The sequence below is a fragment of the Sulfitobacter sp. 1A12157 genome, from assembly GCF_043557345.1.
In the GTDB taxonomy this organism is placed as follows: Bacteria; Pseudomonadota; Alphaproteobacteria; order Rhodobacterales; family Rhodobacteraceae; genus Sulfitobacter.
Window position 1 is genome coordinate 548431 of sequence record NZ_JBIFFV010000001.1, and the last position, 13203, is coordinate 561633.

The window sequence follows — 13203 nt, forward strand, 5'->3', positions numbered from 1 at the left end:
CCCGGCGCGGGGCCGGGGGCAGCGGTTCATTCTGCGGCGTCGCGCTTGGGCAGCACCCAATCGGCGCGCGGGAAGTGGCAGGTGTAGCCGTTCGGCAGCCGCTCAAGATAATCCTGATGCTCGGGTTCGGCCTCCCAGAAATCGCCCACGGGCTCGACCTCGGTCACCACTTTGCCGGGCCAGAGGCCAGAGGCTTCGACATCGGCGATGGTGTCTGCGGCCACGGCTTTCTGCTCGTCATTCACATAGTAGATCGCCGAGCGATAGCTCATCCCGATGTCGTTGCCCTGACGGTTCACTGTGGTCGGGTCGTGGATCTGAAAGAAGAATTCCAGCAACTCGCGGTAGGAGGTCTTCGCGGGGTCGAAGATGATCTCGATCCCCTCGGCATGGGTGCCGTGGTTGCGGTAGGTCGCGTTGGGCACGTCGCCGCCGGTATAGCCGACGCGGGTCGAGACCACGCCGGGGCGGCGGCGGATCAAGTCCTGCATGCCCCAGAAGCAGCCTCCGGCCAGCACTGCGCGTTCGGTTGTCATGTCACATTCTCCACTTGGTTGAGATATTCGCCATAGCCTTCGGCCTCCATGTCGTTACGGTGAATGAAGCGCAGGGAGGCGGAATTAATACAATAGCGCAGGCCGCCGCGGTCGGGCGGGCCGTCGGGGAAGACATGGCCGAGATGGCTGTCGCCGTGCTTGCTGCGTACTTCCGTGCGGATCATGCCGAGCGAGGCGTCTTCCAATTCTTCGACATAGGCAGGCTCGATCGGCTTGGTGAAGCTAGGCCAGCCGCAGCCGCTTTCGTATTTGTCGGAGGAGGCAAACAGCGGCTCGCCCGAGACGATGTCGACGTAGAGGCCCGGTTCCTTGTTGTCGAGGTACTTGCCGGTGCCGGGGCGTTCGGTGCCGTTGCGTTGGGTGACGTGGAATTCTTCGGGGCTCAGCGCGTCAATCGCGGCGTTGGTTTTCTCGTATTGGGGCATGGCGTCCTCCATTCATGGGCTTGGCCTATAAGATGGGGTGTGGCGGTGAAATTCAAAGGGGGTGCGGCTCACACTGGCGTTACGCTCTGCGCTGGCGCGACACTTGGACGGCAAGGATGCCGCCCGCGATGATCGCAACGCCAAGGATGTCGCGCGGCCCCAGCGTTTCGCCCAGCAGCAGCGCTGCGATGGCCACGCCGAAGAAGGGGTTGAGGAAGTGAAAGGTCGCCGCCCTTGTGGCGCCGATGCGGTTGACCAGCCAGAACCAGGCCACGGTGGCGGCAAGGCCGGGGACAAGGCAGGTATAGGCGAAGGCCAGCGTCAGGCGCAGACTGGGGTCGATGCGGGGTGTTTCGAACAGCGCGGTGGCGATAGAGAGGGCAACGCAACCGACGAGCATTTGCAGGCCCACGACCATCAGGAAGTTGCCGCCCGAGGTCGCGCCGCGCACCAGCAGAGTGGCGGCGGTGAGGGCCACCACCCCGATGGCGCATAGGATGAGGCCATAGAGGTCCACCTGCCCGCCAAGGCGCGCGCCCATGATGATGGCGACGCCGATGACACCGGCAAACAGTCCTGCAATGCCTAGAGGGCGCAGTTTTTCACCCAAGAAGGCCCAAGCGGCGAAGCCGACCAGCAGCGGCATGGTGGAGGCGATGATCGCGGCGAGGGACGCCTCGATGGTCTGCATGGCAATGAAGTTGAGGCCGAGGTAGACTGCGTTTTGCAGCACGCCGAAGATGATCGTCGCCCGCCACTGCGCCGGGGTGAGCCGCCAGCTTTGCCCCAAAGCCAGCGCGATGCCGACGCCGATCAGGCCCGAGATCAGGTAGCGCAGGGAAAGGGCAAGAAGGGGAGAGGCGTCCATCACGATGATGCGGGCGGAGGTGAAGGCCGAGGACCACATCACGGCAAAGGCCAGACCCATGAGAATTGCGCGGATGTCCATGAAATGCCCCCTGTGCTGAACTTGCTAAGCAATGGCGGGTTTGGAAGGGGAGGGCAAGGTGCAGAAAACTGGTCAGTATGCCACCCAGCCCGTAGTCAAGCCGCAAGCGCCGGGCCATCGCCTGCCCGCCCGTCACGCCATAGGTGTTTTTTTGTTAGGGCGCGCCTTTGGTGCGACCGGGTAGGTGATTGAGCGCGGCTGGGTGGCGCTTTGCAAAGTCATCGCATGGCTGCATCATAAAGTGGCACGACGCAATGTCGGATCGCCGACCCGCGGGCAGGCGATGGCCCTCGTGGCCAACGAAAAAGGGCCGCCCGAAGACGACCCTTTCGTAAACGCTCAGCCCAAGGCTTACTCGTTCACGCTGTCCTTCAGCGCCTTCGCGATGGTCATCTTGACCACTTTGTCGGCGTCTTTCTTGAACTGTTCGCCCGTGGCGGGGTTGCGGACCATCCGTTCGGGGCGCTCACGGCAATAGATTTTGCCAACGCCCGGCAGGGTCACGGCACCGCCGGCGGACACTTCGCGGGTGATCAGGTTGCAAACGGCGTCGAGCGCTGCGCCTGCGGATTTCTTGTCGGTGTCCATCTCTTCTGCCAGAGCAGCAACGAGCTGGGTCTTGGTCATCGGTTTTGCCATTTTATTCTCCTTAGACTGCCCGCTTTTTAGGGCCTCATGGCCGGAATGTAACGGTATGTTGTGGGATAACACAACGAATTGTGGCGCTATAAACGCGAAAACATGCGATTTTCCGCTGTTTCGAGCCCTATAGGAACGCCGTTTCGTCGAAGGATCGCAATTTCCGGCTATGGATCCGCTCCAACGGCATGCGGCGCAACAGCTCCATGGCGCGAATGCCGATCATCAGATGGCGGGCGACTTGGGTCTTGTAAAAGTCCGACGCCATGCCGGGCAGTTTCAACTCCCCATGCAGCGGTTTGTCCGACACGCATAGCAACGTGCCATAGGGCACCCGGAAGCGATAGCCGTTGGCGGCGATGGTCGCGCTTTCCATATCCAGCGCCACGGCGCGAGACTGGCTCAGCCGTTGCACCGGGCCAGACTGGTCGCGCAGTTCCCAATTTCGGTTGTCGATGGTGGCGACGGTGCCGGTGCGCATGATGCGTTTGAGCTCATAGCCCTCAAGCTGGGTGACCTGCGCCACCGATTGCTCTAGCGCGATCTGGATCTCGGCCAGCGCCGGGATCGGTACCCAGACCGGCAGGTCGTCGTCCAGCACGTGGTCCTCGCGCAGGTAACCATGCGCCAGCACGAAATCACCCAAAGCCTGCGTGTTGCGCAGACCGGCGCAATGGCCGACCATCAGCCAGGCATGGGGCCGCAGCACGGCGATGTGGTCCGTCGCGGTCTTGGCATTGGACGGCCCGACGCCGATGTTGACCAGCGTGATGCCTGACCCATCCGCCCGCTTGAGGTGATAGGTCGGCATCTGCGGCGTCTTCAACGACTCGCGCAGCGGCGCATCTGGGTCGGTGATCTCGGCGTTGCCGGTCGAGACGAAGGCGGTATAGCCGCTTTCGGGGTCGCGCAGCATCTCGCGGGCGTATTGCTCGAACTCCGTCACGTAGAACTGGTAGTTGGTGAACAGCACATGGGTCTGGAAATGCTCAGGATCCGTGGCGGTGTAATGCGCCAGCCGCGCGAGGGAGTAATCGACCCGCTGCGCGGTGAAGGGCGCAAGCGGGCGCACGTCGTCCTCGGGGACATAGGTGCCGTTGACGATATCGTCATTGGTGGTCGACAGATCCGGCACGTCAAAGACATCGCGCAGGGTGAAATCGGCGGCCCCTTCTTGGGGCACGTTCATCGCGTTGTCCCCGGACATGGCGAAATGCACCGGGATCGGCGTTGTCGAAGGGCCGACGATCACCGGCTGGTCGTGGTTTTCGATCAACAGGCCGATTTGCTGGATCAGGTAGTTCCGAAACAGATCGGGCCGGGTGATCGTCGCCGCAAAGGTGCCGGGAGAGGAGACATGCCCGAAAGACAGCCGCGTATCCACATGCGCATAGGAGGAGGTGCGAAACCGCAGCTCGGGGTAAAAGGCGCGGACGCGGGCATCGGGGGCCGAACTCTCCATCGCCTTGGCAAAAGCTACCCGCAGGAAGGTCGTGGCCTGCTCATAGAGTTCGGTCAAACGGTCCACGGCAGCGGTCGCATTGCGGAAGCTTTCCGGGGTCGGGGTGTCCGGGGTCAGGATCGTCGTCATGTTTGCGGCTCTAACAATGGGATAATTTCAAATTTTTGCACGTCGACCAGCCCAAGGTCCGAGATCCGCAGCTCCGGGATCACCACAAGGGCCAGAAGCGAGTGCTGCATATAGGCGTTGTTGAGCTTGCAGCCGCAGTCGATCATCGCCTGCACCAGACGGTCGGCGTCGGCGGCCACCTCGGCGGCGGGGCGGTCGGACATCAGCCCCGCGATCGGCAGGGCGACCAGCGCCAGTTCCTCGCCCTCGCGGAACACGGTGATGCCGCCGCCCACCTCGCGCAGGCGGTTCGCAGCGCGGGCCATCTCCTCGGCATCGGTGCCCACGACGATCATGTGGTGACTGTCATGCGCAACGGTCGAGGCCATGGCCATGCGCCCCTCGTAGCCGAAGCCCGAGACGAAGGCGTTGGTGACCGTGCCGGTGGCGCGGTGGCGCTCCACCAGCGCGATCTGGCAGACCTCGCCAGTGCCCTGCACGCGGCCTTCTGTCACCGGCAGTTCGAACTTCAGCGCTCGCGTCGGGGCTTGGTTCTCGACCACGCCGATGACATTGGCGGTGACGGCATTGGCGCCCTCGGGAGCGGGGATATTGAAGTCCGCCGCCGCGAGGTCGCGTGCCATGTTCACCGTGTTCCGGGCGGTGCCGGGCCAATCGTAGTGCGGGCAGTCGACGATGCATTTGCCGCCCTCAGCCACGACCTCACCACGGGCGATCACCATCTCCACCGGGAAGCTCGAAAGGTCCGAGGTCAGGATCACGTCGGCGCGGCGTCCGGGGGTAAGAGAGCCGATCTCGCGTTCCAGCCCGAAATGCGTGGCGGTGTTCAGCGTCGCCATCTGCAACGCCACCAGCGGGTCGCAGCCGCAGTCGATGGTATGCCGCAGCACGCGGTTCATGTGGCCCTCGTTGGTGATCGTGCCCGAATGGCTGTCATCGGTGCACAGGATCATGTTGCGCGGGTCGAGCCCTTTCTCGGTGATCGCGGTGATCTGGGTCTTCACGTCGTACCAGGCAGAACCGAGCCGGATCATTGAGCGCATGCCCTGCCGCATCCGCGCTATCGCGTCGGCCTCGCAGGTGCCCTCGTGATCGTCCGCCGGGCCGCCGGCCACATAGGCGGCGAAGGCGGGGCCAAGGTCGGGCGAGGCGTAATGCCCGCCCACCGTCTTGTTCGCGCGTTGCGTGGCCGCGATCTCGGCCAGCATCTGCGGATCGGCGTTGCTGACGCCCGGGAAGTTCATCATTTCGCCCAGTCCGATGATGCCGGGCCATGTCATCGCCTCCGCCACGTCCTCGGCGGTGATCTCGAATCCGGTGGTCTCCAGCCCCGGCGCCGAGGGCGCGCAGGAGGGCATCTGGGTGAAGATGTTAATGGGCTGCATCAGCGCTTCGTCATGCATCATCCGCACCCCGTCGAGGCCCAGCACGTTGGCAATCTCATGCGGGTCGGTGAAGGCCGAGGTCGTGCCATGCGGGATCACCGCGCGGGCGAATTCGGCCGGGGTGAGCATGGTGCTCTCGATATGCATGTGCCCGTCGCAAAGGCCGGGGGCCATGTAGCGCCCCTTGGCCTCGATGATGCGGGTGCTCTCGCCCCGGCAATGGCTGGCGTCGGGGCCGACGAAGGCGATGCGCCCGGCAGCGATGGCGATGTCATGGTCGGGCAGGCATTCGCGGGTGTGCACATTCACCCAAGTGCCGCCGGTGATGATCGTGTCGGCGGGGCGGCGCCCGGCGGCGACCTCGACCAATTGCGCGGCCACATCGGGCCAGGGGGGGACCGTTTTATCTGTCATGTCCAAAGGTGCCATAGGGCCGGGGGAGGTTCAAGCGATCCTGCCCTAGGAAAGGGCGCGCGATGTTGCCAGAGCGCGCCGCTTACGGCTAACTGACGCGCAAGGCATTTGTGGAACGGCTATATGAATTTTCTCTTTGTGCATCAGAACATGCCCGGCCAATATCGAGAATTGATACAATGGCTGGCGCAGGCGGGCGGGCATCGCATTTATTTTCTGACCCAACGTCAGAACGCGCCGCAGTTGCCGGGGGTCGAAACCCGTGTCTATCGCCCCCATCACCGCCCCGAGGAGAAGGCCTATGGTCTGTCGCGCATTTGGGAGGAAGCTTCGGGCAATGGGTTTGGCGCCGTCAACGCCGCCCAGCAGATCGAAACGCGAGAGGGGTTTCGCCCTGACATCATCATCGGTCACGTCGGTTGGGGAGAGCTGAGTTTTTTCAAACAGCTTTGGCCGGATGTGCCGATCATCGGTTATTTCGAGTATTACTATAACATGACCGGCGGGATGGTAGGTTTTGACCCTGCCGAGAAAATCTCGGCCCATGCGCCCTACCTCAACCATGCCCGCAACATCGTGCCGCTGGCCAATATCGAGACCGTCGATCTGGGCCATTGCCCGACCCAATGGCAGCGCGACCGTTTCCCCGAGAGCTTTCACCGCAAGCTTTATGTCTGTCACGACGGCATCCGCACCGATCAGCTCTTGCCCGACCCGGATGTAAGCCTGCGTCTGGGGCGTTTGGCGCGGCCCGTGACGCGCGAGGATGAGATCATCACCTATGTCGCGCGCAATCTGGAAAAGACGCGCGGCTTTCACACGATGATGCGCGCCCTGCCGCGTATCTTGGCCGAACGGCCCCATGCGCGGGTGGTGATCGTCGGCGGCAATGAGGTCTCCTACGGCAAGCAGAGCGATCATCCCGGCGGTCTGCGCGGAGAGATGGCGGCAGAGTTGCAGGATCGGGTCGATTGGGACCGCGTGCATTTCGTGGGCAAAGTGCCCTATCCCGACTTCAAGAAGCTGGTGCAGATCAGCCGCTGCCACATCTATCTGACGATGCCCTTCGTGCTGTCTTGGTCCCTGCTCGAAGCCATGTCGATGCAGGCCACGATCGTCGCCTCCGACGTGGCCCCGGTGCGCGAGGCCGTGACTCATGGTAAAACCGGCCTGCTGGTGGATTTCTTCGACCCCGATGCGCTGGCGGCACAGGTGGTAGAGGTGCTTGCCCATCCGCAGGACCATGCCCATCTCGGCCCGGCGGCGCGGGCGCATGTGGTCGAGAACTACGATTTCCTGACCCGCTGCCTGCCCGAACACCTCGCGCAGATCAACGCATTGGTGCCCGAGGGCAAGCGGATCGGCTAGGGTCAGTTGCCGAGGTTTCCGGCGGTATTCACCAGCCCGAAGACCGATCCGACAAGGCCCAGAATGGTGCGGGTATCCGACAGCGGGCTTTCCGTCGCGAGCACCAGATCGCCGGATTGAATGTGAAAATTCCGCGCCGAGAACAGCCCGTCGGATGTCGTGAGATCCAGCGTGAACACCACCCGCGTGCGGCGCGGGCCGCGCACGCCCGTACTCACCGCGCTGGCGGGATATTCGCGCAGGATCAGGATGCCTTCGGGGTCGGCGCGGGATTCGTTCACCCCGCCGATGATCGCCAATGCGTCCAGCGCCGAGACTTCGTCGCGGTTGAAGGGAAACTGTGCCTCTCGCCCGGCGGCACCCAGCGACAGGAAATAGCGGCGGTCATCTTCGATGATCAGCTTATCGCCCCCGATCAGCCGGGTATCGAGGCTTGGGTTCTCATAAAGCCGGTCGATCGAGGTGGTATAGATATTGGCGCCGCGCAGCAGTTTGACCTGCGGGTTTTCGATGCTGGGGAGCACGCCGCCGCCAGCCGAGATGGCGGCGAGAACGGTGAAGTTGTTGTCCGGCATCAGGACGTTGCCGGGCTTGTTCACCCCGCCCACGAGGTCAACCGAATTGCTGCGCCCTTCGGTCATTGCCAATTGCACCTGTGCGGAGGGCACGATCCCCTCAAGCTGTCGTTGCAGCAATTGACGGGCCGAATCTGGTGTGCGGCCAGAGACTTTGACCTTGCCGATATAGGGCATGAAGATCGTCCCGCTTTCTGAGACGCGAATGCCGGGCAGGGTGGCGACTTGTTGAGCCGGTGATGTCAGCAGGGAGTTATCGCCGCTGTCCCAGACCAAAAGGTCGAGCCGATCGCCGGGGCGGATGACTTGGGCATTCGACCCCCGGCTGGCGCCAATCCAACTATGGCGCTTCCCATCTGTTCGGGGCCATTGGGCGACATGGGGCAGAAAGGCGTGGGTCACCGGATAGACAGCGATATCCGCATCCGGAGTTTCCGCCGCCTGTGTCACCTCTTTCTGAATGGCGGCGCCGCGCGGAAGGCTCGCGCAGGCCGCGAGAGAGGATGCCAGCAGGATCGAGAGGAACAGCTTGCTGAAGTGCTTCATAAGATGCGCATCGCTTCCGAATGTGTTGCCGGCAAACCGGGGTATTTAATCAAAGTCTAATGTAAAATAACGGGTCTCGCAGGATGCTGCCTGCGCGGCCTATGATTACAATTCCAATTCGGCAGGATAATGACTGAACCTATGGCGTCAATGATTTCAATGGGCAGTGCGGCTTCGGACAGGGGGGTGGCATTCGACGGCGTGGTCTTACTTGGCGCGACGGGTCGGCTGGGCGGCATGTTGCGCCGTCATTGGCCGAGGCCGGAGGCGCTGCGCAGTCAGTCAAGAGAGCCGCGTCCCGGCTTTTATGATTTCAAGCTACCGAATGCGGAAGAGACCCCCAGCGATGCGGCCCTCGCAGCCGCACGTGGGGCAAGGGCGATCATCTCTTTGGCGGGTGTGACGCCAGCCCGGACGGGGTCCAGGGCTGCCGCCTTAGAAGATAACACCACCCTCGCCTTAGCTGCGCTGAACTTGGCAAAGGTGGCAGGCGTCCCGCGGCTTCTCGTCGCCTCATCGGCGGCGGTCTACGGCGCAGCAGATGGCCCGCTGCGAGAGGGTCTGTCCTCTACCCCGCTTTCGGAGTACGGCAGGCAGAAGCTTGCGATGGAGCAGGCGGTGCATGAGGCGAGCGGAAAGACCGCAGTCACCGCGCTGCGGATCGGCAACGTAGCGGGGGCGGATGCGATCCTCGGCGGCTGGCGACCGGGCATGCTGATTGATCGCTTCCCCAATGGCCGCACGCCAAGCCGCAGTTACATCGGGCCGGTGACCTTGGCGCGGGTGCTCCACGCGCTTTGCCATGTAGAACATCTGCCGCCCATTCTGAACATCGCGGCTCCCGGCGCGGTCGAGATGGATGCGTTGTTGGATGCGGCGGGGCTGGCGTGGGAGCCCAAGCCGGCCCCTGCTTCCGCCATTCCCGAGGTGCGGCTGGATACGAATGCACTTGAAAGCCACTTTGATTTCGCGCCAGAAACTCAAACGCCCGCCGGTTTGGTGCGAGAATGGCAGCAGGATATGAACAAACGATGAAGACCCATCAATGACTTGGCGCAAGCGCATTTTCGATCTGTTCTTCGCCAGCCTGCTTGTCGTCATCCTGGGGCCGATCCTTCTGGGGTTGCTGGTCTGGCTGCTGGTCAAAGAGGGACGGCCACTTTTCCATGTGGCCGAGCGGATGAAAACGCCGAAAGAGAGTTTCAAGCTTTGGAAGCTGCGCACGATGACCGTGGCCGAAGAGGATCAGGGCGTGTCGGGCGGCAACAAGGCTGCCCGGATCACCCCCACGGGCGCATGGCTCAGGGCGCGGCGCTTGGATGAGTTTCCCCAGCTTTGGAACATCCTGCGCGGTGATCTGAGCTTTGTCGGCCCCCGCCCGCCGCTGCGTGAATACGTCGAGCGTTTCCCCGAAGTTTACGGCAAGGTTTTGAAATCCCGGCCCGGCGTGACCGGACTGGCCACGATCCGGTTTCACAAACATGAAGAACGGCTGCTGTCAGGCTGCGAGACCGCGGCAGAAACCGATCATGTCTATTGTCGCGTCTGTGTCCCGCGCAAGGCGCAGCTTGATCTGATCTATCAGCGCCACCAAAGCGTCTGCTTCGATTTTGATCTAATGCTGCAAACCGTCCAGAACCTCTTTAGCCGTGGTTAAAGTTTACGGTGGTCGCACGAGACGCCGTTAAGCAAATATGTTAAGAATTGGTTTTGTTAACCAAAGCGTGGCATTGTTTGCCGCATATTTAAGCAGTTGTAGATTCGGATGGCGATGTATTATGCGCGTTTGGCCGTTTTCGCCCTTAGTTTGGTGCATCGGTGCCAAGGACAGAAGATGGTAGTGCGCAGGCGGAGAGTGCAGTGCATTCTCGAACACAGCCGTAAACAGGGGAGCGGCGCATGCTGAGCATTATCAAGTCGCTGACCAAGCGGCAAAAGCGTGTTATCATGCTGGCGCTCGACTCCTGTCTGATTTTACTGGCTGCCATCCTCGCGCTGGCGGTGCGTGGGCTGCCTGAACCCTTCGTCGTTGTTTTCTTAAATTATGCCCTGACGCTGCCCCTTACCCTGATCGTCGGTGTGATCGTTTCGATCCGCTTGGGGGTCTGCACCACGCAACTCAATGCCTATGAAACCGTAGCGGTCGGAAGCACCGCGATACTGGGGACCACCCTTGCAGCCGTATCCCTGCTGGGCGCGACCCTTCTGGGGCTGGATTTCCCTATCGGCGTGCATGTGATGTTCGGAGCGATCTTTTTCTCTCTTGTGGTGCTGTCGCGGGTCATCTTGTTGCATATCGTTTTGCAAATCTACCGGACGGGCGACGCGCGGTGCCGTGTTTTGATCTACGGCGCGGGCACCACGGGGACGCAACTGGTTTCGGCCCTGCGCGGCCATGAAACGATCGAACCGATTGCCTTTGTTGATGACAATATCGCGCTTCAGGGGCTCAACGTCTCGAAGCTGCCGGTCTATTCGCCACGGGGCATCGCGGAACTTGCCGTCGAAAAGCAGATCGACCGCGTGTTGCTGGCCGTGCCGTCGCTCAGCACCCCCAAACAGGCCCAGATCGCCCGACGGTTGGAGAAGCTGGGTCTCGAGGTGCAAACCCTCCCTTCCTTCGCGCAGCTGATCGGCGAAGAGGCTTTGGTCGACAAGCTCTCCCCCGTCTCTCCGAGCCGCTTTTTGAACCGGGATGAGGTCGCGCCTTTGATTAACGAAGGTGGCGAAAGCTATGCGGGCAAAGTGGTTTTCGTCTCGGGGGCAGGCGGCTCCATCGGGTCGGAACTGTGCCGCCAAGTGCTGCTGTGCCGGCCCACCAAACTGGTGCTTTTCGAGTTGAGCGAACTGGCCCTCTATAACGCCGACATGGAGATTCGCCAGTTGGCCGAGGGCAGCGATATTGAGATCGTCTCGGTCTTGGGGACGGTAACGGATACCCGGCAACTGCGCAAAGTGCTGTCGCAACACGGGGTCAATGTGGTCCTCCATGCCGCGGCCTATAAACATGTGCCCTTGGTCGAGGCGAACCCGCTGTCGGGGCTGGTGAACAATGTCCTTGGAACCCATGCTTTGGCCGAACAGGCCGCCCGGGCAGGGGTAGAGCGTTTCATCCTCGTATCCACCGACAAGGCCGTGCGCCCGACCAATATCATGGGCGGGTCCAAGCGGCTTGCCGAACTCGTTATTCAGGATATGGCGCGCAAATATGGCGGTCCGGGCGGTGTCATCTTCTCCATGGTCCGCTTCGGCAATGTTCTGGGGTCCTCCGGGTCGGTCGTGCCACTGTTCCAAGAGCAGGTCAGCCGCGGTGGCCCGTTGACGGTGACAGACCGGGGTGTGGCGCGTTACTTCATGACGGTCGAAGAGGCTGTGCGCTTGGTCCTACAGGCCGGATCGCTGGCCCAAGGGGGCGAGGTCTTTGTTCTGGACATGGGCAAACCCGTACCGATCCTCAAATTGGCGCGGCAGGTGATTGAGACCGCCGGCTACACCGTGCGGGACGAAGACAACCCCGATGGCGATATCGAGATTGAGATCACTGGTTTGCGCCCCGGTGAAAAGATGACCGAAGAACTCACGTTGAGTGGTCTGCTGATCAATACGGCGCATCCCAAAATCTATTCCGCGCGGGAAAACGGGCTGCACGAACTTGAAATCGCTTCGGCCCTGCGAGACCTGCGTGAAGCGCTGGTGGCGAATGACGAAGCACTGGCGCGTCAGGTGGTGTACCGCTGGGTCGAAGGGTTTGCCCCGCCTGAGGCGTTGCGAAAGTCCTCATAGCGATGTGCAGGGTAGGCTCTAATGATCGCAGCGGATCGACCTTCTGAAAGAGTAAATCCACCGCTTGCCGCTTGTGGTCGCGGCCCATGCGGGCCACTTTGGCGGCATGGATAAAACGCTTCTTTCCCTCGGCCATGGCTATAGCGCGCGTGCCTTGGCGGCCCGGTTGATGCCGCAGGGCTGGCGCATCATCGGCACGACCCGCAGCCGCGAAAAACTGGATGAGATCGCAGCGTCGGGGGTGGAGCCCATGCTCTGGCCCGGCAGCGATCTGTCTGAGCTTTTGCAAGAGGTTCCCAACCTATTGGTCTCTGCCGGGCCGGGGCCGGAGGGGGATCCGGTTTTGCTGGAACTGCAGGATGAAATCACCGCAGCGGCCCCCCATTTGCGGTGGGTCGGCTATCTGTCCACCACCGGTGTTTACGGCGACCACGGGGGCGCTTGGGTTGATGAGACGACACCGCTCACCCCCTCCACCCGGCGCGGCGCGGCGCGGGTGCAGGCCGAGGCGGCATGGGGCGCGATTCCCGGCCTACCGCTGCATATCTTCCGGCTCGCGGGCATCTACGGCCCCGGGCGCGGGCCTTTCGCCAAGGTCCGCAAGGGCACGGCGCGGCGCATCATCAAGCCGGGGCAGGTCTTCTCACGCATTCATGTAGAGGATATCGCCCAAGCCTTGGAACTGTCGCTGGCCGCGCCGCAGCCGGGGGCGATCTATAACCTGTGCGACGACGATCCCGCTCCGCCGCAGGATGTGATCGGCCATGCCGCCGCGCTTTTGGATCTGCCTATGCCCCCGGCGGTGGACTTCGACAAGGCTGAGATGACCCCCATGGCCCGCAGCTTTTACGCAGAGAGCAAGAAGGTCCGGAACGATCACGCCAAGGCGGCGTTGGGCTGGCAACCGATCTACCCTGACTACCGTTCTGGTCTGGCCGCGCTGCTGGAGGCGGAAGACTGAATCCAAGGCA

Annotated in this window: 12 protein-coding genes; 5 read left to right on the forward strand and 7 right to left on the reverse strand. The window is 62.3% G+C overall.

What is annotated here, in order from left to right; translation table 11 throughout:
• Nucleotides 1–26: 26 nt before the first annotated feature.
• The 6 genes from msrA to ade all read right to left on the reverse strand — a co-directional run bounded on the left by msrA (nucleotide 27) and on the right by ade (nucleotide 5960).
• Entirely contained in the window at nucleotides 27–536 is a 510-nt protein-coding gene (msrA, locus tag ACGYLC_RS02770; RefSeq protein ID WP_394421546.1) for a peptide-methionine (S)-S-oxide reductase MsrA, read from the reverse strand.
• Nucleotides 533–982, reverse strand: coding sequence for a peptide-methionine (R)-S-oxide reductase MsrB (msrB, locus tag ACGYLC_RS02775; RefSeq protein WP_394421547.1), 450 nt, complete (start codon nucleotides 980–982; stop codon nucleotides 533–535). Before msrB ends, msrA begins: the two co-directional genes overlap by 4 nt.
• Nucleotides 983–1061: 79 nt before the next feature.
• Entirely contained in the window at nucleotides 1062–1931 is an 870-nt protein-coding gene (locus ACGYLC_RS02780) for a DMT family transporter (RefSeq protein ID WP_394421549.1), read from the reverse strand.
• A gap of 351 nt (nucleotides 1932–2282) precedes the next feature.
• Complete coding sequence (locus ACGYLC_RS02785) at nucleotides 2283–2570, reverse strand: HU family DNA-binding protein (protein WP_007118569.1); 288 nt, start codon at nucleotides 2568–2570, stop codon at nucleotides 2283–2285.
• Between the two features lie 127 nt (nucleotides 2571–2697).
• Complete coding sequence (locus tag ACGYLC_RS02790) at nucleotides 2698–4161, reverse strand: AMP nucleosidase (RefSeq protein ID WP_394421551.1); 1464 nt, start codon at nucleotides 4159–4161, stop codon at nucleotides 2698–2700.
• The gene (ade, locus tag ACGYLC_RS02795) at nucleotides 4158–5960 is read right to left on the reverse strand and encodes an adenine deaminase (protein WP_394421553.1); all 1803 of its coding nucleotides are present in this window, start codon (nucleotides 5958–5960) and stop codon (nucleotides 4158–4160) included. The genes ACGYLC_RS02790 and ade overlap by 4 nt, the downstream gene beginning before the upstream one ends.
• 123 nt (nucleotides 5961–6083) lie before the next feature.
• Between ade and ACGYLC_RS02800 the strand changes: the two genes are divergently transcribed.
• Complete coding sequence (locus ACGYLC_RS02800; RefSeq protein ID WP_394421555.1) at nucleotides 6084–7328, forward strand: glycosyltransferase family 4 protein; 1245 nt, start codon at nucleotides 6084–6086, stop codon at nucleotides 7326–7328.
• Nucleotides 7329–7330: 2 nt separating this feature from the next.
• Here ACGYLC_RS02800 and ACGYLC_RS02805 read toward each other — a convergent pair whose 3' ends face one another.
• Nucleotides 7331–8449 (reverse strand): polysaccharide biosynthesis/export family protein, encoded by a 1119-nt coding sequence (locus ACGYLC_RS02805; RefSeq protein ID WP_394421556.1) that lies wholly within the window; start codon nucleotides 8447–8449, stop codon nucleotides 7331–7333.
• A gap of 186 nt (nucleotides 8450–8635) precedes the next feature.
• On the opposite strand from ACGYLC_RS02805, the gene ACGYLC_RS02810 reads away from it, so the two are divergent.
• The 4 genes from ACGYLC_RS02810 to ACGYLC_RS02825 all read left to right on the forward strand — a co-directional run bounded on the left by ACGYLC_RS02810 (nucleotide 8636) and on the right by ACGYLC_RS02825 (nucleotide 13193).
• On the forward strand, nucleotides 8636–9484 hold the full coding sequence (locus ACGYLC_RS02810) for an NAD-dependent epimerase/dehydratase family protein (RefSeq protein WP_394421558.1): 849 nt from the start codon (nucleotides 8636–8638) through the stop codon (nucleotides 9482–9484).
• A gap of 10 nt (nucleotides 9485–9494) precedes the next feature.
• Nucleotides 9495–10106: a sugar transferase gene (locus ACGYLC_RS02815; protein WP_394421559.1), complete on the forward strand. Its 612-nt coding sequence runs from the start codon at nucleotides 9495–9497 to the stop codon at nucleotides 10104–10106.
• Nucleotides 10107–10348: 242 nt separating this feature from the next.
• Nucleotides 10349–12232 (forward strand): polysaccharide biosynthesis protein, encoded by a 1884-nt coding sequence (locus ACGYLC_RS02820; protein WP_394421560.1) that lies wholly within the window; start codon nucleotides 10349–10351, stop codon nucleotides 12230–12232.
• 106 nt (nucleotides 12233–12338) lie between these two features.
• Nucleotides 12339–13193: an SDR family oxidoreductase gene (locus tag ACGYLC_RS02825; protein WP_394421822.1), complete on the forward strand. Its 855-nt coding sequence runs from the start codon at nucleotides 12339–12341 to the stop codon at nucleotides 13191–13193.
• Nucleotides 13194–13203 lie beyond the last annotated feature (10 nt).

What these genes read in the sequence shown, in the direction of transcription:
- ACGYLC_RS02780 (WP_394421549.1), bottom strand. Translation starts at nt 1,931, where the DNA reads ATGGACATCCGCGCAATTCTCATGGGTCTGGCCTTTGCCGTGATGTGG.
- ACGYLC_RS02815 (WP_394421559.1), top strand. Translation starts at nt 9,495, where the DNA reads ATGACTTGGCGCAAGCGCATTTTCGATCTGTTCTTCGCCAGCCTGCTT.
- msrA (WP_394421546.1), bottom strand. Translation starts at nt 536, where the DNA reads ATGACAACCGAACGCGCAGTGCTGGCCGGAGGCTGCTTCTGGGGCATG.
- msrB (WP_394421547.1), bottom strand. Translation starts at nt 982, where the DNA reads ATGCCCCAATACGAGAAAACCAACGCCGCGATTGACGCGCTGAGCCCC.
- ACGYLC_RS02805 (WP_394421556.1), bottom strand. Translation starts at nt 8,449, where the DNA reads ATGAAGCACTTCAGCAAGCTGTTCCTCTCGATCCTGCTGGCATCCTCT.
- ade (WP_394421553.1), bottom strand. Translation starts at nt 5,960, where the DNA reads ATGACAGATAAAACGGTCCCCCCCTGGCCCGATGTGGCCGCGCAATTG.
- ACGYLC_RS02785 (WP_007118569.1), bottom strand. Translation starts at nt 2,570, where the DNA reads ATGGCAAAACCGATGACCAAGACCCAGCTCGTTGCTGCTCTGGCAGAA.
- ACGYLC_RS02790 (WP_394421551.1), bottom strand. Translation starts at nt 4,161, where the DNA reads ATGACGACGATCCTGACCCCGGACACCCCGACCCCGGAAAGCTTCCGC.
- ACGYLC_RS02820 (WP_394421560.1), top strand. Translation starts at nt 10,349, where the DNA reads ATGCTGAGCATTATCAAGTCGCTGACCAAGCGGCAAAAGCGTGTTATC.
- ACGYLC_RS02800 (WP_394421555.1), top strand. Translation starts at nt 6,084, where the DNA reads ATGAATTTTCTCTTTGTGCATCAGAACATGCCCGGCCAATATCGAGAA.
- ACGYLC_RS02825 (WP_394421822.1), top strand. Translation starts at nt 12,339, where the DNA reads ATGGATAAAACGCTTCTTTCCCTCGGCCATGGCTATAGCGCGCGTGCC.